We start from the raw sequence: 23,212 nt of genomic DNA, 5'->3' as shown, positions 1-23,212 counted from the left end.
CGAGCCATCGAGAGGAGTCACGATGATCGTCGTCACCGGAGCCACCGGCCACCTCGGCCGGCTCGTGATCGCGGACCTGCTGAGCCGCGCCGTGCCCGCGGCGGGGATCGCCGCCGTCGTCCGCGACCGTGCGCGCGCGGCGGACCTCGCCACGAGCGGCGTCGAGATCCGCGTCGCGGACTACGAGCAGCCTCGGACCCTGCCAGGGGCGTTCGCCGGCGCCGACAAGCTGCTGTTCATCTCATCCGTCGGCCCCGACGACGCGCGCCTCGCCCAGCACCACGCCGTCGTCGACGCCGCCGCGGAGGCCGGGGTCGGGCTGCTCGCGTACACCTCGATCGTCCAGGCGGACACGAGCCCGCTGCGGCTCGCCGAGATACACCGGGCGACCGAGAAGGCGATCGCCACCACGGGCCTGCCCTCGGTGATTCTCCGCAACGGCTGGTACACCGAGAACCACACGGCGGCGCTGCCGACCGCCGTCCAGCTCGGCGCCCTGGTCGGTGGCGCCGGCCAGGGCCGGATCGCCTCGGCGAGCCGAGCCGACTTCGCCACCGCCGCGGCGGCCGTGCTCACCACACCCGGGCACGCCGGCCGCGTCTACGAGCTCACCGGGGACACCGCGTGGAACCTGCCGGAACTCGCGGCCGAACTGTCGGCGCGGACCGGTCGCGCGATCGGCTACCAGAACCTGTCCGCGAGCGAGTACACCGCCATCCTCACCGGCGCCGGCCTGCCCGGCTACCTCGCCGAGCTGCTCGTCGACGCCGACCTGCGCATCGCCGAAGGCGCGCTGGCGACCGTGACCGACGACCTGCGCACGCTCATCGGCCGCCCGTCGACCCCGCTGTCCGAATCCGTAGCCGCGGCCCTGGGCGACGGGTAGCCGCCCCAGCCGGCCCGCCCCTCGGCGGAGGCAGCGAGGCGGCGATGGCGAGATGGGTTGACGCGGCTCGTCGGCGGGCCACCAGCGGCTAAGCCAGGGCGTACACCTCGGCGGGGTCGGCGCTGAGGGCCGCCTTGGCGTCGATCGACTCCTGGTCCGCCAGGACTTCGAGCGCGCCGGCTTCGAGGCCGTCGAGCGCCGCGCGCACGACGTCGGCCGGGTCGTTCTTGGGAATGTCCCAGCCGGCCATCATGTCGGTGTCCGTCGAGCTGAGGACGACGCCGGTGACCTGGGTTCCCTGCCGCGCGAGCTCGAGGCGTGCCCCGTTGGTCAGGCTCCACGCCGCCGCCTTCGAGGCGGCGTAGGCGTTGGCGCCGTCGTACGACAGCCACGAGAGCCGGGACAGCACGTTGAGGACGGCGCCGCCGCCGTTCGCGGCCAGGACGGGCGCGAAGGCGCGGATCATCGCGAGCGGGCCGTAGAAGTTGGTGTCGAGTTCCTGGCGGACGCGGGCGAGGTCGCCGGTGACGAGGTTCGTCGCGGTCGAGACGCCGGCGTTGTTGACCAGGAGCGTGACATCGGTGGCGACGGACGCGGCGGCGGCGACGGACGCCGGGTCGGTCACGTCGAGGCGCAGGACGTGGACTCCCGGCAGGTCGATCGTCTCGGGTGTCCTGGCGGTGGCGTAGACCTTGGCCGCGCCGCGTTCGAGGAGCTGCTGGGCGAAGTGGCGCCCCAGCCCTCGGTTGGCGCCGGTGATCAGTGCGGTGCTGCCGGTCAGGTTCATGAAGCTCACGGTAGGCGGCATCGAATGCGGCTGTGGATGCGTAACAGCGCCAGATCCATATCTGTCTGCGTCATTCAGGTACGCTGCCGGGTATCGACATCCTCTCCGACATGCTCGCGGTCTCCGGCGTACGCGGAGTCCTCGGCGCCCGGATCGAGGCCGGCGACGACTGGGGCTGGTGGGCGGCTCCCAGCGCGGGGGCCGCGTTCCACGCCGTCACCGCCGGTACCGCGTGGCTGGCCAGGTTCGGCGAGCCGCCGCGCCAGCTTCTGCCCGGCGACGTGCTTCTCCTCCCCCGCGGCGCGGCGCACGCGCTCGGCAGCGATCCGGCCGCGGTGGCGCGCGCGGCGGCCGGCAGGCCCGACGGGTACGAACAGGCCGGGCCGGGGACGGTGCGCATCGGCGCCGGCCCGGTCCGCACGCACGTCCTGTGCGCGCACTACGAGCACGACCCGGTGGCGTCGAGCCAGCCGTTCGCGCTGCTGCCCGCGGTGGTGCACATCGACGGGCGGGCCGGCGGCCCGGGGCTGGAGGCGACGGTCCGCCTGCTCGGCCACGAGCTCGCCCAGGCGGAGCAGGTCGCGACGTCCGTCGTCCTCGACCGGCTCGTCGACATCCTGCTCGTGCAGCTCCTGCGGGCCTGGCTCGCCGGCGAGCCGCCGGGCGCCCGCCCCTCGGTGTTCGGCGCGTTGCGCGACCCGCTGGTCGGCGCCGCGGTCGCCGCGCTGCACCGCGACCCGGCCCGGGCGTGGACCACCGAGGCGCTCGCCCGCGAGATCGCGGTGTCCCGCGCGACACTCACCCGGCGTTTCCGGACGGTGACCGGCGACACGCCGGGCGCCTATCTCACCCGCTGGCGGCTCGACCTCGCCGCGCGACGCCTGCGCGACGGCGACGACAGCCTGGAGACGATCGCGCACTCCGTCGGCTACACCTCGGTCTACGCCTTCAGCCGCGCGTTCAGCCGGGCCCGAGCCACGCCACCGGGCCGGTATCGCGCCGAGGCGCGGCGGGCCGGTATCGACGAGGCCTGAGCGGCTCGCGGGGCTGGATCCCTCCCGGCTGTTCGAGACGGAGACCATCTTGTGATGGCTCGGTGGACGGGGGCCAGGGTTCTCATCGCTCCGGCCATTGGCTCAGTGGCCGCGGCTGGTGGGAGAACCGCACGTTGCGCACGAAATCGAGGATCTCGGCCAGCCACACCAGGCCGGTGTGGCGCGCGGTCCACCAGGCCTCCTTGCGTTCGGTGGGGTCGCGTACGAGGAACAGGCGACGTAGCCGGCGGGGACGCAGATGGAAGCTCAGTTCCAGCCATTTCACCGCCGCGAACAGGTGCCAGGGTCGCAGGTGCCGCTGTTCGAGCACCTGATGGCGATAGTCCCAGCGTCGCTGGTCTTCCTGCACGACCCTTCGCTGCTCCTGTTCCCGCGCGAAGGACGTCCAGCTGTGCGGCGTGGCGTACATGGCGTTGAGGTAGTCGCCGTCATATCTCGCGAGCGCCTGTCGTGCGCGGCGGAGATCCGCGCGTTTCTCGTCGCCCAGGCCGACGACGTGGCCGATGATGCTGTGGATGCCGTGTTCTCGCAGCAGCCGGCAGGCCTCGAAGTCGTCGCGGGTGGACGAGCGCTTGCGTACCTGCGCAAGGACGGCGGGATCGGTGGTGTCGATGCCCAGGAGCACGTAGCGCAGCCCGGCCTTGTGCCACAGGTCGAGCCGGTCTGCCGCGCGTACGACGTCGGTGGCGCGGATCGTCGCGAAGAAGGTCACGTCGACGTCGCGCCGCGCCATCGCGTCGAGGAACGACGTCCACACGTCGCCGAGCGTGGTGGGGTTCTCGTCCGCGAACGTGACGAAGCGAATGCCGTGCTCGTCGTGCAACCAGGCGATCTCGTCCACCAGGGCCGAGGGGTCACGGTGGCGCCAGCGTTTCCAGAACCCGTGTTGGCCGCAGTAGGTGCACCGGTGCGGGCAGCCGCGGGAGAACTGAACGATGGCCGCGCGCCCGCGGCCGAAGCACTCGTACCTGTCCCAGTCGTCGATCAGCTCCCAGGCGGCGCGGTATTCGTCGAGGTCGGGGATCGCGGACCGGTCGGGTGTGCGGACGATCCCGTCGACCGACCGGTAGGTGAGGCCTTCGACGCCGGCCAGGGCGTCGTGGCCGTCCCGGGAATCATCCTGGAGAGCGTTGAGTAGCGCGACGGCCGTCGCCTCGCCTTCACCCCGCACCACGACGTCCACGGCACGGTGGCGTCGTAACACCTGCTCGTCGTGGTAGGTGGGAAAGACGCCGCCGTAGACGCAGGTCACTCCCGGCGATACCTGCCTGATTGCCTCGAACATCTCCATGCACACCGGGTGCGCCGGGGTGCTCCCGGCATGGCCGGTCATCACCACGTCCGGCTTTCGGCGGCGCACTTCCGCCGCCACCTGCGCGCAGCTCAGCCGCATCGCCTCCGCGTCGAGGAGCGACACCTCGTGGCCGTGGTCCACCAGGCCGCCGCCGACCAGGAGCAGGCCGAGCGGAACCTGGTGCCCTACTCCCCATCTGTTCGTGATCGTCTGATAGGGCGGATTGATCAGCATCGTCCGCATGAGCAGACCTCCGAGAGCCCTGGGGGATCGCGGAGATCGTAGGTAGGTTTGACCAGTTGGTCAAACCGACTGGTCAGGACCAATAGACTGGGGCGATGGCGCGTTCTGGGCCCAAGCGAGGCGACAGCCGGGGAGAGACTCGCGGAGCGATCCTCGACGCGACCGTCGGCTCGCTGGCGGAGCTGGGGTTCTCCGGCACCAGCGCGCGAGCCGTGGCCCAGCGCGCGGGGGTGGCGCCCGGCGGGGTGTTCTACCACTTCGGGTCGATGGACGACCTGCTCACCGAGGTGTTCGCCACCTGCCTGGACCGGCGCATCGCCCGCCTGCGGGCCGCGGTCGACGTGCCGAGATCCGGGCTTCCCACGGCGTTCGCCCAGGCGGTCCGCGACGAGTTCGCCCATCCCGAGTCCCGCGCCCTGCTCGAGCTGGTGGTGGGCGCGATCGACTCCCCGCTGCTGGCGGCCCGGGTCCGGGAAGGGACGGACCAGGCGTTCGCCTTCACCCGCGAGGTCGTCGAGCTGCTGCTGGCCGACTCTCCGATGGCCGGGCTCCTGCCCCTCGACCTCGTCGCCCAGGTCGCCGCGTCGGCGTTCTTCGGCCTCGGGGTCATGGCGCTGGTGGGCGCCGACGTCGACGTCGACGGGATGACCGACCTCGTCGGCGTGCTGCTCATGTTCCTGGGCGGCGACTGGCCGGTCCCGACCGGCGGCCAGGACCCGCCCGACTGATCGACGGCACACCCCGCGAGCGCGCGGCTACCCGTGCTCGCCGGCGAACAGCCGGGTCATCTCCGGGAGATTTTTCCCTGGGTGTCGACGTACACCGCGGAGCATCGCCTGCCGGCGGGGTCGTTCTGATTCCAGACGCAGATCCGCACGGAGTACTTGTAGTAGCCGAAGGCGAGCATGTACTCCGGCTTGGAGTCCGCGCCGGTATGGTTCGCCGCCGTGAGGCGGACGGTCGAGGGCTCGGCTCCGTGGGCCTCGTCGGTGGTGGTGATGTCGGCGGCGCAGGAGGCGGCTCCGGCGGAGAGCGCTCCGTAGAGAAGGCCGGCGTAGTCCAACCAGCCGGCGCAGCCGGGAACGCCGACCTCCGAGCCCGGCTGATATTCCGGGTCGTTTTCCGGGCCCGCGGGCCCTGCCTGGCTTGCGGGTCCCGCCTGCCCGGTGGGTCCCGCCTGGCCCGTGGATCCTGCCTGGCCCGGGCTGGATGGCGAGCTCGGCCTGGTCGACGCGGCCCCGGACGTGACGACCGAGGGGGCAGCGGTCTGTGGCTGAGCGCTGCTCGAAGCCGCGGCGGTCGATGTGCCGAGCGCGGTGGGGGTGCCGGACCGGTCCGCCGTTTCCGAGATGGGCGTCGCCCGAGCGGCCTCGGGACTCGCGCCGCCGACGAGACCGGCTCCGCCCTTCGCCGCCGACTGATCACCTCCGGACAGGAAGCCGGAGCCGAACAGCCCCACCGGTATCGCGAGGACGGCCACCACGACCGCGCAGACCGCGGCCAGCCGCGCTCCGCGCCGCCGGCCGCCTTTGGCGATGCCCGCTTTTAGGTCCGCTTCCGTCGACAGCGGCAGGAGCATTGACGACGACGACGGTCCGACGACCGGCTCGGTCGCATTGGCCGCCGGAGGCGCCGGAGGCACGGGTGCCGGGGACCGTCGCGGCGGGACCGGCGACGCGGGCTCGGTTGCCTGCGCGGCGACGGGCTGGGATGTCTCGGGGGAAGCCGGGGTGCTCGGCTCGCTCGCCGGTCCGTCCCGGGGATCGTCGGCGGCACGGCGGACGGCGTCGTCGAGATGCAGCGGCAGCCCGGCACGGGCGGTCCAGCCGGGGCCGAGGGCCTGGGCGGCGGCGTGCGCGAGGTCGAGCGCGAACGCGGTGGCATCCGGGTGCCGGTCGTCGGGGGATTTCGCCAACGCGCGGAGAACCACGGCGGCGAGCCGGGGGTCCACACCGGTCATGGGCGGCGGTGGTTCGGTCGAATGCTGGTACCACAACGCCGGCGCCGGCAGTGTCGGATCGAACGGCGGCCGGCCGGCCAGCAGCCGGTAGAGCACCATCCCCAGCCCGTACAGGTCGGTTCCCGGCCCCAGCCGGCCGCCCTGGATCTGTTCCGGCGCCATGTACAGCGGGGTGCCCACCATCCGGCTGGCGGTGGCCGCCGACCCCTCGAGCAGCTTCGCGAGTCCAAAGTCGCTGACCTTGGGCGTGCCGTCGGCGGCGAACAGGATGTTGCTGGGCTTGATGTCGCGGTGCAGCACCCCGCGACCGTGCGCGTGCGCCAACGCATCCGCCACGGCCAGCCCCACCGCGCACGCCTGCTCCGGCCCGATGCCCTCCTGCCGGTCGGTCAGCGTGCCGCCCGCCAGCAGTTCCATCACCACGAGGCACAGGCCCTCGGCCTCGACGTAGTCGTGCGCGCGCAGCACATGGGGGTGGTCCAACGTCGCCAGCACCCGCGCCTCGGCGCCAAAGCTGTCCGTCGAATCTTCCGCGCCTTCGGCGTCCATCACCTTGATCGCGACAGGACGGCCCATCCGCAGATGCTCGCCGGCCAGCACGAGCCCGTACGCTCCGGACCCCAACCGCTCGGCGACGTGGTAGCCGGGCAGGGCCTTCTCCACCCGCTCCCGGTCAACGATCACCGAGCGCCCCCGGGGCCCTGCCGCCCGACTTCCGCTGCCGCCCCCATGGTGAGAACAGTCTAGTCATTCGGCCACAGATCGCCCCAGACCGGCCACTTTCCGACGATAGCGCCGACACCGGTCGCGGCAGATCCGCTCCTCCTCGGGCAGTCCCCCGCGTCGGCAGGAGAACCGGCCCACCGGACCGATCATGAGCGGGGCCGGCGACGGACCGGCGCTATTTCACCGCCAGGGGGTTGAGGGGCGTGCCGACGCCGTTCGCGACCTTGAGCACGGGCGCGCACAGGAGGAACTCGTAGACACCGTCCGCCGCGCAGTCCGCGGCGAGCGCCTCCAGGTCGAACATCTCGCCGAGCGTCATTCCCAGGTCGCGGATAAGGACGTAGTGCACGGGCATGATGGCGTTCGGGTCCCCGCTCGGATACCGCTCGACCGCCCAGTTGTCGGCGGCGAGGGCCGCGACGTCGTGCTCACGGAGCCATCGGCAGCATTCCAGAGTGAGTCCGGGTTCTGCGCCCATGAACGCGGCGGCCGAGCCTTCGGTGAACTTCCGCGTCCACCCGGTCCGGACGAGCAGGATGCTGCCCGGCTCCAGTGTCACTCCCTGGCGGTCGAGAGCCGCGTCGAGTTCGTCCGGGCCGATCCCGTGATCCGGAGTCAGGCAGTCGACGCCGCGCAGGCGCGCGACGTCCACGAGCACGCCCCGCCCGATGACGCCGCGCGCCAGCCGGTCGATCGCGAGCCTGTCGGCGCCCCGCGCGGTGATCGACGAGGCGGGCACGTTGTTGTAGCAGAAGCCGTCGTAGAAGACGTGCGCGAGGCCGTCCCACTGCGTCGCGCACTGCAGCGGCATGAAGATGAAGTCGTCGGCGAACCCGCCGCCGTCGGGGTACGCGGACTGCCCGGTCATCGACATGAGGTGGACGGGGTTCACCCGGCCGCCTAACCCGATCTGCGGACCGCTCGACGAGAGGGTGTATCCCAGATCGAACACGCGCCCCGTCCGCGCCAGCGCCGCCGCCGCGGCGACGTGGGCCGGCGTGATCAGATTCAGGGTGCCGAGTTCGTCGTCCGCCCCCCAACGCCCCCAGTTCGACAGTTCACGGCCAACCGTGCGGAAATCGGTACTCATCGTTTCCCTCCTCCGGGCGCCGCGCTCGCCCCGCCGTGATCACAAGGGGATCGCGCCCTCGTGGCGAGCCGGCGCTCTCCCGGGAGGGTGACGATCGCGGTGTTCGACGATCAGCCACAGGTTGGTATGGCGGCCGTCGGGACACCGACGTCATCCACCCACAGGTCGGCCCGCCGTGCTCGCCTTGGCCCACTGACCAGCCACCCCACTGACCCGGGCATGTCCCCGAGCCCACGCGACGCGCCTGTGAGCGAGTGAGGCGGGTCCATCCCCACCGGTCTTCCCGGCGGCGCCGGATCACCCGAGCATCACCGGGCTCGCCCGATCTGGTCAGACGGTGGGTACCGGTGCCTCGGCGACCCGGTCGCGCCCGGAGTTCTTGGCCGCGTACAGCGCCTGGTCGGCGCGGTCGAGCAGGTCGGGCAGGTGCTCGTCATGCCTCGTGAGGCACGCGACTCCCACGCTGGCGGTCACGGTGAGCGTTCCGCCAGGGGTGGTCAGTTCGACGGCGGCGACCGCGCGGCGCAGCCGTTCAGCCAGCGCCCACGCGTCCGCGGACGGTACGAGGCTGATCACGGCGATCTCCTCGCCGCCGATCCTGCCCACCGCGTCGTCGGGCGCAAGAGCGGCCTGGATGCGCGCCGCCACCTCGACGAGCACCCGGTCACCCGTGGCATGGCCGAACGTGTCGTTGACCCGTTTGAACCGGTCGATGTCAATCATGAGAGCGGCCATCGGGCGCCCGTGGGCGCGGCAGTGGAGGAACGCCGCCTGCGCCGCCTGGAGGAAACGGCGCCGGTTGGGCAGGCCGGTCAGCGCGTCACTGGCCGCCTGCCGGCTGACCTCCTCGAACCGGCAGGCGCTGGCACAGGCGTCGGCGATCTCGGCGAGCAGGCCCTTCGCGGCCGCGCGCTGGCCCTCGCTTGCGACCGCTGGCCCCAGCGCCGCCACCACGACGCATCGACCCGGCGCGGGCGGCGTCGCGTCGGCCGCGGGTGGTGGCATGGCGGGGGCCAGGGGCCGCGCCCACCGCGAGCCGAGCGGTGAACCGACCGGTAGACCGCCGTCACCGGCCGCCACCGCCAACCAGGAGCCCGCCATCCGCAGCTGTCCGGGAAGCGGCACGCTCGACCGTCGGTTCGGCGCGGCCGCGTCCTGCTCGCGGATGGCGGTCCGCAGCACCGCCGCGGCGACGTCCGACGAGAGCTGGGCGCCGACGGCGCTGGAAACGACGTCGCCCCAGACGGCCGCCACCCGCAACACCCCGGAGTCCTGCCCGTCCAGCACCCATACGGCCTCGACCGGGAAGACCACGGCCGCCAGCTCCATGATCTGCGTGAGCAGGCACCCGACGTCCATCGCCGCCGCGCGCGTCATGATCTGGTACAGGTGCTCCCTAAGCGCGTGCCGCCGTCGCTCGGCGAGCATCAGTGCCCGCAGCGCCGCGGGATCATCGGAGCAGGCGAGCACCGCCAGGTCACCCCGGTCCGCCGTCACGAGCAGCTCCCGTTCGACCTGTACCGCCGCGGAACTCGCCATCGCCAGCAGGAGCGGACTCGACTCCCGCGCGGGACAGGTGAAGTTGACCAGGCCCACGATCTCCCCGCTGACCGGATCGCGGACAGGGGCCGCGCCGCACGAGAAGGCCGCTCCGATCTCGGAGTAGTGCTCGGCTCCGTCGACGAGAACCGGGCGCCGCAACGTCAGCGCCGTGCCGATCCCGTTCGTTCCGATCGTGGACTCCGAGAAGTCGAACCCGAGGGCCACCGCCCCCTCGTCCGCCATCCGCCGCTCGAACGCGGGATCACCACCGATGTGGAAGCGCAGCAGCCCGTTCGCGTCCGCGAGGACGGCGACGACCGCCGCCTCCCGGAGGGGCTCGACCGACGAGCACAGCACTGGGCGCGCGGCGCGCACCAGCGGGCAGTCCGGCTCCACGCCCACATACCGGGCATCGGAGAGATCCGCCGGCACCGCGAGCTCGCGGGCCCGTGCCCACGAACGGAGGACAAGGCCACGCACACCGGACGGGTCGCCGGCGCCAGCCTCGAAGAACCGCTCCCGTGCCCGCGCCAACGCCACCGAGGACGAGCCGCGTCGCCGCCGCGCCAGCTCCACCGATGCCTTCCGATCGATCATTAGTCCGCGAACTTCTTATGTATTCGACCGTTTTTCGGCTCCAACACTGCCACTTCCACGGTAACGCGCGCGGAAAAATCTACCTACCGCGCACAGCATCCCACAATCCACAAACCGCTCCGCTGGTAATACACCGGCCCACGCTGGTTATGGCGCTTGAATGCGGTTCCAAGTGGACATCTCAGGCCAGGACATTCAATTCTGGCGGCAAGTCATGTTCGGCGTCGAGACAGGGCGAACCCTGGCGGGGCCAGCGGCGGTCGTGGAGATCCTCATGGTGTGGAGTAGGCGGGCTGGGCGGCGAGCCAGGCGGCTACCCGGGCGCGGGAGCGGAGACCGAGTTTGTTGAGGATCTGCTGGACGTGCGTCTCGACGGTCCGGGCGGAGATCATCAGGGCGGTCGCGATGTCCTTGTTGCTCAGGCCGCGGGCGAGCAGGTCGGCGACCTGGCGTTCCCGGCGCGTCAGCGGAGTGATCACCGTCTGGCCGCTGGTGGCGGTGCCAGCGGGCGCCGCCACGCGGGCACCCACGCCGGTGACGGCGAAGTCGCAGGCCTCGTCCACGGCCAGGGCCGTGCCCCGAGCCCAGGCCGTGTGGAACGCCCTCGGTCCGAGAGACCGGCGGGTGGCGGCCTCGGCGCGTTGGCGGCACCGGAACAGGCCGGGGAGCGCGGCGGTAGAGGTTTCCATCTGCTTCCACAGGCGATCCGCCGCGCCGAGCAGCAGGGCGGCCGTGGGGTGCTCGTCGAGGCTGCTCTCGAACCAGGCCGCGGCCTCCAGCAGCAGGACGGAGCCCAGGTGGTCCTGCTGGTCGCGCCCGCCGGCGAGCGTCGAGCGGGTGATCTCGCGGGCTCGGCGCGCGTCGCCGGCGTGCCAGGTGGCGATCGAGTAGGCCCAGTCGGCGAACGACCGCGGCCGCGGTGAATCCAGCAGCTCCGAGATGGCGATCCACTCCCGGTGGTAGTCCTCCACGTTCGCGGGGGCACCACTGTTCTCGGAGGCACCACTGTTCGCGGGGGGCACCGCCGAACGCGACCGCGAGCATGAGCAGCGACAGGGTCTGCTGGAGATGGTCGAGGTCGCCTTCCCGGCGGAACTCGGCCAGGGCGGGCGTCAGGGCCTCGACCGCGCCCGGCCTGCCGGCGTAAAGCGCGCCGAGCCCGTCGAGCTGCGCTATGAGCGCCCGATGGCCGTCCTTTCCCCCGTGGGCCGCGAGTCCCCCGTGGGCGGCGAGCAGCGCGGCGCAGTCCCGCCGCAGCCGTTCGGCGGCGGCGAGGTCGCCGCGCATCGCGGCCAGCCAGCCCGCGGTGTGCAGGGCGTGGAGGCGGTGGGGCTCCTCACCCTCGGTCTGATCGAGGAAGGTGGTCAGCCAGCGCTGGCCCTCGGCGAACCGCCCGTCGGCGACCCAGTAGCGGCGCAGCGAACCGGCCAGCTCCAGCCCGGCGTCGCCGTCCTCCGCGGCGGCGCAGTGGCCGAGCGCCAGGTCGAGGTTCGCGTGCTCCTGGCGCAGCCGGCCCAGCCACCGCGACCGGCGCGCCGCCGCGGCCGGCGGCCTGAGGCGCCCGCGCCGCCGCTTCGGGTTGCCGGCCGGTGTCAGCGCTTCTTCGCGTTGGTGCCAGCCGGCCAGGAGTAGAACTGCTGGCACCAGCGGCGCTGCTCGGTGATGGCCTTCTCGGCCGGCCGCAGCACGGGCGGGTCCTTGAAGATCTTGTTCTCCCAGATCGGCAGGTCCTGGCTGACGGCGGCCGTGAAGCTGCGCGACGCCTTCTCGGCCGCGTTCTCGCCGAGCGACTTCGGCGAGGTGAAGATCCACCGGACGTGCACGTTCTCCTCGTCGATCGGCGTCGTCGACGACAGGAACGTGGTGTAGCCCTTCACCCGCAGCACGCCCAGGCCCAGGCCGAAGCCCTCGCGCACGAAGTTGCCGTTCATCCCGACGGTGCGCTTGTAGTGGCCGTCGGTGTGGAACTCCTCCTCCGGGATCGCTGGGGTGCCGTGGACGTACATGAAGTGCGGCCAGTCGACGTTGTTCTCCGTCATCTCCTGGCAGCAGGTCGCGATCTCGAAGTCCTTGACCACGATCGGCAGCCAGTCGTCGTCGTGGAACTCCGCCACCTCGGGCACCTCGTAGGTCGGCTCCGCCCGCTCCAGGTGGTGCCACGCCCAGATCATGTGGTTGCGCTCGACCACCGGGTAGGAACGCGCGGTGGCCGTCTTCGGGATGTAGGGATTGTCGTCGTAGGGCACCTCGACACAGGCACCGCTCGCGCCGTCGAACCGCCAGCCATGAAACGGGCACTGCAGGCTGCCGTCCACGACCTTCCCACCGACACCCAGGTTCGCGCCCAGATGCGGGCAGTAGGCGTCGAACAGATACGGCGTGCCGTCGGTGCCGCGGAACAGCACCAGATCCTTGCCGAAGTAGAACAGCGACTTCGTCCGACCCGGCTCGATCTCGTCGGCGGTGGCCACGACGAACCAGCCGTTCGGAATCGGGAACGGGAACCGCGGCCCCGACTCCCGGCGCACCCGGGTACGCCGGGACAGGTCGTAGAGGGTGTCCGGCCGCTGCGGCATCGGCAACCCGACCAGATCCTCCCCGGCCGAGGCGGTGACCGCGGTCGTGGAGTACGCGCCGTTCAGTTTCGACCGGCCGGCCCTGGTCTCGCCGGGGATCGTCATGTGCTGCCTCCAGGACGGAGCGAACGAGATGGGGGGAGCAACCGAGGTGGGGAGAGCGGAGAACGTCGCGTCACCGGTCAGCCGCGCGGAAGGCCGAGGATCCGCTCGGCGATGACGTTGAGCTGGATCTCGACCGTGCCGCCGCCGATGAGCTGCGGCGGCACCGACAGGTACTTCTGGACACGCTGCCCGGCCGGGCCGTCGGCCACCGCCGCGGCCGGTCCGAACCAGCGCATCGCCCGCTCGGCGATCCAGGTCACCAGGGTGCCCGACGCCACCTTGGAGACGCTCGACTCGGCGCCCGGGCGCAGGCCGGACAGGCTGCGCAGGGTGGTACGCATCCCGAGCGCGGCGAGCGCGTGCGCGGTGGCGAACGTCGCGCCGAGCTCGCGCACCACGTCGCCCGACGTGGCCGCGAGCGGCGCCGACCTGACGAGTTCGAGCAGGTCGGCCGGGATGTGCTGCATCCCGCTGATGCTGACCCGCTCGTTGCCCAGGGTGGTCCGGGCCAGCCCCCAGCCCTGGTTGACCTCGCCGACGAGCCGGTCGTCCGGGACGAAGACGTCGTCGAAGAACACCTCGTTGAACAGGTAGCCGCCGTTCGCCTCCCGCAGCGGCCGGATCTGGAGGCCCGGCGCGGTCATGTCGACGAGGAAGTACGAAATGCCCTTGTGCTTCGGCGCGTCCGGGTCGGTGCGGGCAAGACAGATGCCGTAGTGCGCCTCGCTGGCCATCGACGTCCAGACCTTCTGGCCGTCCAGCCGCCAGCCGCCGTCGACCTTGCGCGCCCGGGTGGACAGCGCCGCCAGGTCGGAGCCCGCGCCCGGCTCGCTGAACAGCTGGCACCACAGGATCTCCCCGCGCAGCGTCGCCGGGACGAAGAAGTCCTTCTGCTCGTCCGTGCCGTACGTGAGGATCGTCGGCAGCGCCCAGTCGCCGATGATCAGCCGTGGCTGCGCCACGGTGGAGCGCTCGTACTCCTGCTGGATCACCAGTTGCTCGACCGGGCTCGCGGCCAGGCCGTACGGCTTCGGGTAGTGCGGCACGACGAGCCCCTCGGTGACCAGCCGCGCCCGGCGCGCCGGCCCGTCCGCCGGCAGCGCCGCGACCTCGGCGAGGGTCGCCGCGACCCGCTCGCGAAACGCCGGGTCCGCGTCGGACAGGTCGATGTCGAAGGCACGCGCCGCGGCGTCCACGGACGGGCCGAGCACCAGCTCGCCGAGGTGGCGCTCCCAGCCGACGGCCGGGCCGAGCAGGTTCTCCAGGGTCATCGCCCGGCGCCAGTAGAGGTGGGTGTCGTGCTCCCAGGTGTAGCCGATGCCGCCCAGCAGCGTGATCGTCGCCAGCGCCAGGTCGGTCGCTCCCCGAAGGCAGACGGCGGCCGCCCCGGCGGCGGCGAGGGCGAGCTGGTCGTCGCTCTCGCCGAGCGCCCGCGCGCCGTCCCAGGCCGCCGCCGACATGGTCTCGACGTCGACGAACATCCGGGCACACTTGTGCTTGATCGACTGGAACGAGCCGATCGGCCGGCCGAACTGCTCGCGGACCTTCGCGTAGGCCACACCGGTCTGGACGCACCAGCGGGCGAGCCCGACGGCCTCGGCGGCGAACAGGACCGCGGCGAGCGCCCGGACCTGCGCGGACGTGACCGGGACCAGCTGGTCCGCGCGCACCACGACGTCGGTGAGCGTGACGGTGCCCACCGACCGGGTGTGGTCGACCGGCCCGCCGGCGGTCACCTCGATGCCAGCGGCGCCCTCGCCGCCGGCGCCCGGCTCGGCGACGAACCAGACCTCGCCGCCGTCCTGGGTGCCGGCACCGAGCAGCAGCAGGCTGGCGCCGGCCGCGCCGAGCACCGGGTCGCCGCCGCCGCTCACGCGGTACTCGCCGTCGCCGACCGCCGTCGCGGACAGTCCGGCCACCGACAGGGCGGTGGCGCCGGTGGCACCCGCCGCGAGCCCCGGCAGGAGTCGCTTGCGCAGGTGGTCGCCGCCGTGGCGGGCGAGCACCGAGCTGGTCAGCAGGCTGGGCAGTAGCGGCCCGGGCAGCAGGCCGCGGGCGGCCTCCTCGACGACGACGGCGAGCGCCACCGGCCCGGCGTCGGCGCCGCCGTGTTCCTCCGGCAGGTGCAGCGAGGTGAGCCCCTGCTCGACGATCCCCTGCCAGTAGTCGGGCAGCTCGCCGGCGACCCAGTCCGCGAACCCGGCCCGGACCCGCTCGGACGGGGCGTGCCGGGCGACGAACCCGCGGACCGCGTCGGCAAGCGCCGCGTGGTCCTCGTCAAGGCCGATGGACACGTCAAGCTCTCCTCGCTGCCGCTGGCCGTCGCCGATCGGCGTGGTGGTCGGTCCGGTACCGGCTCGGTCCGGGCGGGGCGGGTCAGCCGCCGCCGAGCTCCTCGGCGCTCTCCCCCATCGCGCCGCGGTCGCGCTCAGCGAACGCGGGTCTCTCCATCATCTTCGTAGAACCGGGTTTCAGGATAGTCAAGCGAGAGTGACGTCCGCCGCGAACGTGACCCTGCCCACGGGCGCCACCAGACCCTCGGTGCCACCCGCGCCACCCGCGCCACCCGCGCCGCGCGGGCCGGCCGCCACGGACGGCCGTCCGCGCGACACGGCCGGCCAGACGGGCGGCATCGCCGTACGGCGCACCTGCCGGCCGGCCCGTAACCGGTCACGCAGATCTCACCGGTCGACCGAGATGCAACTTCTAGTAGCCTATATTAGGAGTTCGACCGGCGACAGCCGGGACGTGACCTCGCCAGCGCGCTCCTGCGCTGCCGACCCAGAAACCAACCCCACCCTCAAGATGAAATGGGGTTCTAGATTCCTCCGACCAACCCTCAATCCACTGGCCCGCCGCGCGGGCTCAGGCGGCGCCTGCCGGTCACACCCCCGGCCGGTGGGCGGCGTCTGGCGACGAGGCCGTCCCCGCCGGGGCCGGGGCACCGTAGGTAGCATGGTCGCCTCCCGCATCCCGACGGAGGTCTGGCGTTGATCATGTCCGGGCGGGGCCGTGGGCGGGGTCGTGGGCGCGGACGGTCGTCGCGCGCCGTCGCCGCGCCGGAGCCGCCAGCCCGCCGCGCACGGGCGGAGGCCAAGGCGCGGGCAAGGGCGCGCGCGGGGATGGCGGGCCGATGACGGAGACAGAGGTCGACAGGCCAGGCTCCCGGCCGGGCCGCGACTCCCCCTCGGGCCCCGCCGCGCCGCGCCGCCGGGGCCGCCCCCGCGGACTGACCGATCGGGTCCGCCGGGACGTGTTCCGCACGGTCCGGGAGATGCTCGGGACCGTCGGGTACGAGGCGCTGCGGATCGAGGACGTCGCCGCCGCCGCGGGCGTGCACAAGACCACGCTGTACCGGCAGTGGTCCAGCAAGGCCGACCTGGTGCGTGATGTGCTGGTCGCCGCCGAGGCCGCCGCGCTGCCCCGGCCCGACGAGGGAAGCTGGGACGAGGACCTGAAGCAGCTCTGCGCGGGCCTGGTCCGGGTCTTCAACGACCCGGTGACGCTCGCTCTCGTCAAGACCCGGGTCACCGCGAACGACGAGTTGCTGACCGCCGGCCTGAGCGAGCTCGCGGCCCGGGACATGGCGTTCGTGGTGGCACCCTTCAGGCGGGCGGTCGCCCGCGGCGAGATCGCCCCGGACGCCGACCCCTCGATGCTCGCCGAGTGCCTGATGTCGGCGCTGATCACCCGGATCTGCGTGACACGGATGCCCGTCGACCAGGCGTTCATGGACCGGCTGGCCCGGCTGCTCCGCGCCGCCGCCGGTGTCGGCCCGGCGGCCGCGCACCCACCAGCCTGACCCGCCCTGACCCAGGCTGGCCGGCCTGGTCACGCCACGCTCGATGCACGTCACCACCAGCACCGGTCGCGGTCCTCGCGGCCAGGTGCGGCGATCGTCAGCGGATGTAGGCGAGGCCGCCGTCCACGGGCAGCGTCGCGCCGGTGATGTACCCGGACTCCGAGCTGGCCAGGAAGACCGCGGCGGCCCCGATGTCGGCCCGCGGGTCCCCGATGCGCCCGAGCGGGACGCCGGACGTGAGGGTCGCGGCGTAGTCGGGCTCGTCCGCGAGGAAGCGGTCGAGCGCCTCGGTGCGGGCGAACGGCATGAGGACGTTGACCCGGATGCCGTCGGGTCCCCACTCGTTGGCCGCGGTGCGGGAGATCGCGTTCAGGGCGGCCTTCGCCGCGGCATAGACGCCACGGTTGTTCGAGGACGGCGCGACGGCCACCGCGGACGAGATGTTGATGATCGACCCGCCGCCGCGCAGGTGCGGATGGCACAGCCTCATCAGTCGCAGGGCGGCCAGCGGCCCCGTGCGCAGCGCCGCCTCCACGTCGTCCTCGGAGATCTCCAGCAGGGTTCCGTGCGGCACGAACGCGGCGTTGTTCACGAGGACGTCGAGACGGCCGAACTCCCGCAGCGTCGCGGCGACGAGCTCGCCGAGGTCGTCGGCCACTCCCACGTCACACCGGGCGCCGAGGGCGCGGCGTCCCAGCGCCTCGATCTCGCGTCGGCAGTCGTCGAGACTGGCCGGTGTGCGGCCGGCGAGCACCAGGTCCGCGCCCTCGGCCGCGAGGGCGAGCGCGATGCCGCGCCCGACTCCCCCGCCGGCTCCGGTGACGATCGCGACCTTGCCGTGCAGCCTCATGAGGCGGTCAGGGGCAGGGGGCCGTGGTGGGCGGTGTAGGCGAGGACACCCGGGTCGGCGCCCTCCTCGGCGGCGGTGGCGAGCGCGGCGGCGACGTCCTTGCGCAGGTACTTCGCGCCCAGTTCCGCGTAGCGCTCGATGGAGCCGACGTCGCGCATGGTCTCGATGGCGCGGGTGGCGGCGCTGCAGTGCTGCAGCGCGGTGAACAGCGCTTTCGTCTCGACGCCGAGCTGCTGGCCGAGCGCCGCGGCGGCGGCCGCCGTCTGGACGTTGACGGTGAACAGCAGGTTGTTGACGAGCTTCACCCGGCTGGCGCTGCCCGTCGGCCCGGTGGGCAGGACCGTGCCGTACGTCTCCAGCGCGGGCCGCGCGCGCTCGACGACGGCGGGGTCGCCGCCGGCGAGGATCGTCAGGCGTCCGGCGAGGATGTCGTCGGGGGCGCCGCTGACCGGCGCGTCCAGCAGCGACACGCCACGCGCGGTGGCGGCCTCGTCGACCCGGGCGAGCAGCCGGATCCCGACGGTGGTGTGCGAGACCAGGACGGTGCCCGGCTCCAGCAACGCGATCAGGCCGTCCGGGGCAAGCAGCGCCTGTTCGACCTGGCTCTCGTTGAACAGGCAGGAGATGACGACACCCGCGCCCTTCACCGCGTCCGCGAGCGAGGCGGTCGTGTGCGCGCCCAGTTCGGTGAAGGTCTGGCGGACCTCGGGCCGGCGGGCATGGAGGGTGACGTCCACCCCCGCCCGCAGCAGGCGCTGGACCATCGGCGCGCCCATCTGCCCGGCTCCCACGAAGGTCACCGGGCCGGCCGCCGGCGCTCGCTCGTCCGGACCGGATCTCGTGGTGGCGGCGTCCGACATCGTGATCACCTTTCCTGTCGTTCTCGCGGGATCGTTCCTGGTGGCCGCGCGGTCAGCCCGGCTTGGGTCGCGGCCTGGCATGTCGGGTTCAGGCGGGCTGGCTGCCCGCCCGGAAGGGCTGGGTGCTGGCTTCGAAAAGGGCTCTCGGCTCCGGTGAGCCGTCGAGGCCGCGGTTGACCCGGTGGGCGACCCGCCAGCCGGCCGGCTCTCGCCGAAGCCACCAGCTGTTCGCGGACGCCCGGGCGATCCAGAACCGGTCCCGCTCGGCGTCCCAGCGGATGTTGAGCGCGTAGTTCCACGCGCGCGCCTCGTCGCCGTCGACCTTGACCAGCGGCGCGGTCAGCACGTGCGCGCAGCCGTTCATGATGAGCCCCTGATGGCCGGCGCCGTCGACCATGCCGGCGATCTCGTCGTGCCCGGTCCAGACCGCGTACGGCGGCACCTCGAAGACTCCGTCCTCGGCCCACAGCTCGGCGGCGGCGGTCGCGGAGCCGCTGTCCACGGCCGGCCCGTACCGGGCGACGAGCTGGCTGATCGCCACCTGGTCCTCGAACGTCCGCAGCCGCGCGCCGAGGCCGGCCACGGTCTCCCGCAGCTCGGCGAGCTGCCGCTGGAGACTCGCCGCGTCGCCCGCCACGTCGCCCGCCATGTCGCTCATCGGGTCCCCCCGAGGTCCGCGTCACCGGCAGGGTGGATCATGATGCGGGCCGGGCCGTCGGCGCGCCGGGCGACCTGAAGGGCATCGGGGACACCGTCGAGATCGACCGTCAGGCCGATGACCGGGCTGACGTCCAGGCCGCCGGCGCAGATCGCCTCCAGCGTGCCGTACCAGTCCTCGGGATCCGGGCCGCCACCGAACTGGATGTTGACGCCCTTGCGCTTGGCCACCATGGACGAGATCCGGTCGCCCTCCGGCGGACCCCCCGCCGACAGGATCCGGGTGCCCCGCTCGCACCCCTGAATGATCCCGTCGAGCACCCCCGGCAGCCCGACGAACTCGAACACCACGCACTGGGGCGCCTCCGGGTCGGCCGCGCCGAACGCCGGCCGGCCCGACCGCCCCTCCAGCGCCACCTCCCGCCACAGGTCGTACGGCGACCGATCGGCCGGGCTGATCGTGTGGGTCGCGCCCAACGCCTTGGCGGTCTCGAGCCGGCTGGTGTTGTAGTCCGCGACGAGGATCGGGCCGACGCCGCGGCGGCGCAGCGCCGCCACCGCGGACAGCCCGATCGCGCCCGCTCCGATCACCAAAGGCACGTCCCGAGGACCAAGCGCGGCGCGGCGCACGTAGTACTCACCGACCGCGAACGCGTCCGCCAGCGCCGCCTGATCCGACGGGACATGCTCGGGGACCGCGCGCACCAGCGACTCGGTCAGCAGCATCAGCTCGCCGAACCCGCCGGGGGCCTCCGGGCTGCACCCGATGATCCGCACCGGCCCCGCCCCGACGAGAACCGGCAGGCTGGTCACGCGCGTGCCGACCGGCAGCCGCCCCTCGGTGCCCGGACCGTAGGAGACGATCTCGCCGACGAACTCGTGGCCCATCACGATGTCCCGGTCCGCGTGGTAGTCCCACAGGCCGCTGTCGTCGGCGGCCACGCCCTCCGGGTGGTCCATGAAGTGCAGGTCCGACGCGCAGATCGCGCACGACAACGTCCGCGCCAGCAGCTGGCCCGGCCCCGGCACCGGATCCGCCGTCTCGCGGACCTCGACACGTCCATCCCGCAGCACCGCCGCCCGCATTCGCGCCCCTCTCCCTCGCCTGGCCACGTTCCGCCTACTTAAATTACGAAGCATGTCGGATCGTAATGCGAGCGGGGCGCCGACGCCCGAATCGCTCCGAGTAACCGCCCGGCGCTAGCCGGCCGGAGCGCGGTCACCGTCGTCCGGCCGCAGCGCTCGCATGAGCAGATCGCACACGCGGTCGTCCTGAGCGGCCCGGTCTGCGGCGGCGCCGGCCGCGCGACCGGTGAACGGGCGGATGAAGGCGTCGTACACGGCGGCGCCGATCAGGACGTCCATCACGGTGTCCGGATCCACCGCCGGATCGACCGTGCCCGGAGCGGCGGCCGCGAGCGTCGCCTGGAAGGCCGGCCGCACATCCTGCCCCACCCGGGCCACCAGCGTCCCGTGCCGCTCCGGCTCCGCCTGGTAGGCGGCGAGCAGACCCGGGACACCGGCCCGAGCGGCCGGCGACTCGAACAACTCGCGGTAGGCGACGACGAACCGGCGCAGGTCGGCGCGCACATCCCCGGTAGGAGCGATGTCGAGCACCCCCAGACCGGGAAACACCGCCGACTCGATGAGCTCGATCCGCGACGGCCACCGGCGGTAGATCGTGGACGCGCCGACACCCGTCTGCCGGGCCACCGCCTGGATCGTCGTCTCGGCGAAACCCCGCTGCGCCAACAGGTCACGCGTCGCCGCCAGCACGAGCCCGTCGATCCGCGGATCCCGCGGCCGGCCACGAGCGGAATCCCCACCCATCGAGATCCCCCTGCCTGCGCTCAATTCGATCCGAGGCGAACCATATCGTTCCTGACTGCCAGCTCCCCGCTCTCAGCCTCAGGTCCACCGGCACCCTGGCCCGGGGACCGTCGGTCACGGGGCCTGATCTCGGCCCGGCCGGGCGACAGCCCGCACGCGGCTGGACCAAGGAATCCCGAGCGGCACGACCTGGAAGCGGTAGCAGAGCTGGCGGGAGCGCCCGCCGACACGGGCTCGCCTGGCGGGTCTTCACCACCTCAGCGCTACTACCGGCGAGGTTCGCCTCCCCGCCTGGTTGCGCCCCAACTCCATTCCATTACGATGCACAGCGGATCGCAAGGCTGGGTGCCCGTCCACTCAGCTGTCGCCCCGAACAGCGCCGCCGGTCGCCTTCCGATGTCCACGCCCGTCCGTCGGATTCCCGTTCGGCGAACCCGTCGGCCAGCGAACCGACAACTCCACGAACAGGCACGGAGCGCCCCGGCTCCGTGCGACCCGCCGTACCGGCGGTGTTCCCGTCGACCCCGCGATCGGGCACCGCGGCGACGGCACCGAGCACAGCGGAACGACCAGATCAGCGAAGAGATGACGACAGACCTCGTGGCCGTGGGGCCTGACCACCCGGCGCGGGGCTTGGATGGGGGTGTTCCAACAGTGCAGGTTTCCTTACCGGGCCGGACCGGCCGGGCGAGCCGCGTGGCACCGGGTTCCTCGCGGCGCGGCCGGCGGTCCGGCACGGTCGCGGCCGTGGTGTCGACAGCGCTGCTCGCGGCGGCGGGGTGCGGCGGCTCGACGGGTTCCTCCAACACGGGCACGGACTGCTCGACGCCGGGGTTCAGTCCGACGTCGATCAAGCTGGGGCAGGTCTACCCCGACAGCGGGGTACTCGGCGAGCCGTTCCGCGCCGCGCGCAGCGGCGTCCAGGCCCGGATCGAGCAGGCCAACGCGGACGGCGGCATCAACGGCCGCACGATCGAGTACACGTGGCGCGACGACCGCGGCGAACCCGACGGCAACAGCCTGGCCGCGCACGAACTCGTCGAGGACGAACAGGTCTTCGGCCTCCTCGAGACGACGCTCGCCGCCTCCGGCAGCGCCCAGTACCTCGCGGACCTGCGCGTCCCCGTCGCCGGCATGCCGTCGGAGGCACTCTGGACGCGGTACCGCAACATGTTCACCACCGGTTACACCATCACCGAGGCCGGATCGGTCGACACGTTCGGCCGCTACATCCAGGCCCAGGGCGGGACCACCGCGGCGGTCATCAGGACCGACGTCCTGGCACCGGCGACCGACATCACGCGCAAGATCGAGCAGGGAGCCGCGCAGGTAGGCGTCCGGATCCTCCCGCAGCCGTTCATCTTCAACCCGACCGTCGGCAGCGTCCAGCAACTCGCGGCCTCGATCAAGAACTCGGGCGCGGACGTCCTGATCGGCGGCATCGGGCCGGACGACTGGGCGAAAGTCCTCCAGGCAGTCCAGGCCTCAGGTGCACGGATCAAGGTCGTCCTCGTCCCCGGCGGCTACGACAGCACCCTGCTCCACCTCTACGGCACCGCCGGGCCGCCCGTGTCGACGTTCCTCTCCCTCGTGCCGTTCGAGCTCGGCGGCCCGGCGCACGAGCGATACCTCGCGGCCATGGCGGCCTACGCACCAGAAATCGCCGACCCGCGCACCCAGATCGCCCTGACCGCCTACGTCCAGACCGACCTCTTCCTGCACGGACTGGCCGTCGCCGGACCCTGCCCCACCCGCGAGGAGTTCATCGACCGCCTCCGCGCCGTCGACGACTACGACGCCGGCGGGCTCCTGCCCAAGCCCATCGACCTGACAGCCAACTTCGGCAAGATCTCCCAGTGCTACGTGTTCCTACGCATCAACAACACCGCCAACGGATTCGACGTCGTGCCCAACCCCGACCCGGCCGCCAACCCCGCCTACACCTGGTGCGGCGACCGGATCGACTGATCCTGCCGGCTGACGGCCCCGGCGCACGCCGGGCTGAGGGAACGCGCCTCGGTCTCGAGACCCCGGGTCCTCGTTCGGCCGCTCTCGGTATGGGCCTGCTGCCAGGCGGCGCCGCGCGGCGGATCGCATTCAGCGGCAGATACAGCGGCTGTTGGCGCCGACGGCGCCAACACCAGGCTCGGTGATCCCATCTGTCGGCGACGGGGTTTCGGCTGCCGTCGCCGTGCGCGGATGCCCGTCAGGTGGGCAACAGGGCGTGACCCGCTTCGGTCGGGTTCTGGCCGGCGCCGAACCGTTCAGCCCGGGAGCGCAGGGTGGCCACGGCGTCGTCCCGGCCGAGCATGACGAGGTACTCCCCCGCGAGGATCCCACGCAGGACGTCGT

Annotated in this window: 19 protein-coding genes; 6 read left to right on the top strand and 13 right to left on the bottom strand. The window is 72.6% G+C overall.

Annotated elements, in window-relative coordinates; all coding sequences use genetic code 11:
* Positions 1-22 precede the first annotated feature (22 nt).
* Positions 23-886, top strand: coding sequence for an NAD(P)H-binding protein (locus tag I6A81_RS38510; RefSeq protein ID WP_203003599.1), 864 nt, complete (start codon positions 23-25; stop codon positions 884-886).
* A gap of 88 nt (positions 887-974) precedes the next feature.
* Here I6A81_RS38510 and I6A81_RS38505 read toward each other — a convergent pair whose 3' ends face one another.
* Positions 975-1,673: an SDR family oxidoreductase gene (locus I6A81_RS38505; RefSeq protein WP_203003598.1), complete on the bottom strand. Its 699-nt coding sequence runs from the start codon at positions 1,671-1,673 to the stop codon at positions 975-977.
* A 92-nt stretch (positions 1,674-1,765) separates the two neighbouring features.
* Here I6A81_RS38505 and I6A81_RS38500 point away from each other — a divergent pair, with 92 nt between their 5' ends.
* Positions 1,766-2,707, top strand: coding sequence for an AraC family transcriptional regulator (locus tag I6A81_RS38500; RefSeq protein WP_203003611.1), 942 nt, complete (start codon positions 1,766-1,768; stop codon positions 2,705-2,707).
* An 82-nt stretch (positions 2,708-2,789) separates the two neighbouring features.
* On the opposite strand, the gene I6A81_RS38495 is transcribed toward I6A81_RS38500, so the two are convergent.
* A complete protein-coding gene (locus tag I6A81_RS38495; RefSeq protein WP_203003597.1) occupies positions 2,790-4,265 on the bottom strand; it encodes a B12-binding domain-containing radical SAM protein in 1,476 nt (491 codons plus the stop codon).
* 95 nt (positions 4,266-4,360) lie between these two features.
* Here I6A81_RS38495 and I6A81_RS38490 point away from each other — a divergent pair, with 95 nt between their 5' ends.
* Positions 4,361-4,993: a TetR/AcrR family transcriptional regulator gene (locus I6A81_RS38490; RefSeq protein WP_203003596.1), complete on the top strand. Its 633-nt coding sequence runs from the start codon at positions 4,361-4,363 to the stop codon at positions 4,991-4,993.
* Positions 4,994-5,049: 56 nt separating this feature from the next.
* On the opposite strand, the gene I6A81_RS38485 is transcribed toward I6A81_RS38490, so the two are convergent.
* The 4 genes from I6A81_RS38485 to I6A81_RS45925 all read right to left on the bottom strand — a co-directional run bounded on the left by I6A81_RS38485 (position 5,050) and on the right by I6A81_RS45925 (position 11,202).
* Positions 5,050-6,909, bottom strand: a complete 1,860-nt coding sequence (locus I6A81_RS38485; protein WP_203003595.1) for a serine/threonine-protein kinase — start codon at positions 6,907-6,909, stop codon at positions 5,050-5,052.
* Positions 6,910-7,126: 217 nt separating this feature from the next.
* Positions 7,127-8,041, bottom strand: coding sequence for a cyclase family protein (locus I6A81_RS38480; RefSeq protein WP_203003594.1), 915 nt, complete (start codon positions 8,039-8,041; stop codon positions 7,127-7,129).
* A 330-nt stretch (positions 8,042-8,371) separates the two neighbouring features.
* Complete coding sequence (locus I6A81_RS38475; protein WP_203003593.1) at positions 8,372-10,180, bottom strand: diguanylate cyclase; 1,809 nt, start codon at positions 10,178-10,180, stop codon at positions 8,372-8,374.
* 272 nt (positions 10,181-10,452) lie between these two features.
* Entirely contained in the window at positions 10,453-11,202 is a 750-nt protein-coding gene (locus I6A81_RS45925) for a helix-turn-helix transcriptional regulator (protein WP_203003592.1), read from the bottom strand.
* Positions 11,203-11,248: 46 nt separating this feature from the next.
* Between I6A81_RS45925 and I6A81_RS38465 the strand changes: the two genes are divergently transcribed.
* On the top strand, positions 11,249-11,812 hold the full coding sequence (locus I6A81_RS38465; protein WP_203003591.1) for a hypothetical protein: 564 nt from the start codon (positions 11,249-11,251) through the stop codon (positions 11,810-11,812).
* Here I6A81_RS38465 and I6A81_RS38460 read toward each other — a convergent pair.
* Together I6A81_RS38460 and I6A81_RS38455 are read right to left on the bottom strand one after the other, a co-directional pair.
* Positions 11,773-12,861: a Rieske 2Fe-2S domain-containing protein gene (locus I6A81_RS38460; RefSeq protein WP_203003590.1), complete on the bottom strand. Its 1,089-nt coding sequence runs from the start codon at positions 12,859-12,861 to the stop codon at positions 11,773-11,775. The two genes, I6A81_RS38465 and I6A81_RS38460, sit on opposite strands and share 40 nt — an antisense overlap.
* Before the next feature lie 77 nt (positions 12,862-12,938).
* Complete coding sequence (locus I6A81_RS38455; protein WP_203003589.1) at positions 12,939-15,155, bottom strand: acyl-CoA dehydrogenase; 2,217 nt, start codon at positions 15,153-15,155, stop codon at positions 12,939-12,941.
* Between the two features lie 839 nt (positions 15,156-15,994).
* On the opposite strand from I6A81_RS38455, the gene I6A81_RS38450 reads away from it, so the two are divergent.
* On the top strand, positions 15,995-16,663 hold the full coding sequence (locus I6A81_RS38450) for a TetR/AcrR family transcriptional regulator (RefSeq protein ID WP_203003588.1): 669 nt from the start codon (positions 15,995-15,997) through the stop codon (positions 16,661-16,663).
* Between the two features lie 97 nt (positions 16,664-16,760).
* Here the strand turns inward: I6A81_RS38450 and I6A81_RS38445 are convergent, their stop codons facing one another.
* The 5 genes from I6A81_RS38445 to I6A81_RS38425 form a co-directional block, all read right to left on the bottom strand.
* Entirely contained in the window at positions 16,761-17,513 is a 753-nt protein-coding gene (locus I6A81_RS38445) for an SDR family NAD(P)-dependent oxidoreductase (RefSeq protein ID WP_203003587.1), read from the bottom strand.
* Complete coding sequence (locus I6A81_RS38440; RefSeq protein WP_203003586.1) at positions 17,510-18,373, bottom strand: NAD(P)-dependent oxidoreductase; 864 nt, start codon at positions 18,371-18,373, stop codon at positions 17,510-17,512. Before I6A81_RS38440 ends, I6A81_RS38445 begins: the two co-directional genes overlap by 4 nt.
* A gap of 88 nt (positions 18,374-18,461) precedes the next feature.
* Positions 18,462-19,031 carry a nuclear transport factor 2 family protein gene (locus I6A81_RS38435; RefSeq protein ID WP_238429286.1) on the bottom strand — a complete coding sequence of 190 codons (570 nt, stop codon included), beginning with the start codon at positions 19,029-19,031 and terminating at the stop codon, positions 18,462-18,464.
* Positions 19,028-20,116, bottom strand: a complete 1,089-nt coding sequence (locus tag I6A81_RS38430) for an alcohol dehydrogenase catalytic domain-containing protein (RefSeq protein WP_203003585.1) — start codon at positions 20,114-20,116, stop codon at positions 19,028-19,030. The genes I6A81_RS38435 and I6A81_RS38430 overlap by 4 nt, the downstream gene beginning before the upstream one ends.
* A gap of 114 nt (positions 20,117-20,230) precedes the next feature.
* Positions 20,231-20,860: a TetR/AcrR family transcriptional regulator gene (locus I6A81_RS38425; RefSeq protein WP_203003584.1), complete on the bottom strand. Its 630-nt coding sequence runs from the start codon at positions 20,858-20,860 to the stop codon at positions 20,231-20,233.
* Between the two features lie 747 nt (positions 20,861-21,607).
* On the opposite strand from I6A81_RS38425, the gene I6A81_RS38420 reads away from it, so the two are divergent.
* Entirely contained in the window at positions 21,608-22,828 is a 1,221-nt protein-coding gene (locus tag I6A81_RS38420) for an ABC transporter substrate-binding protein (RefSeq protein WP_203003583.1), read from the top strand.
* Positions 22,829-23,212: the final 384 nt, after the last annotated feature.

Origin of the sequence: Frankia nepalensis, from assembly GCF_016786325.1 — a bacterium.
GTDB classification, from domain to species: domain Bacteria; phylum Actinomycetota; class Actinomycetes; order Frankiales; family Frankiaceae; genus Pseudofrankia; species Pseudofrankia nepalensis.
Note: the sequence above shows the minus strand (reverse complement) of the source record. Positions and strands in the feature narration are given on the sequence as shown.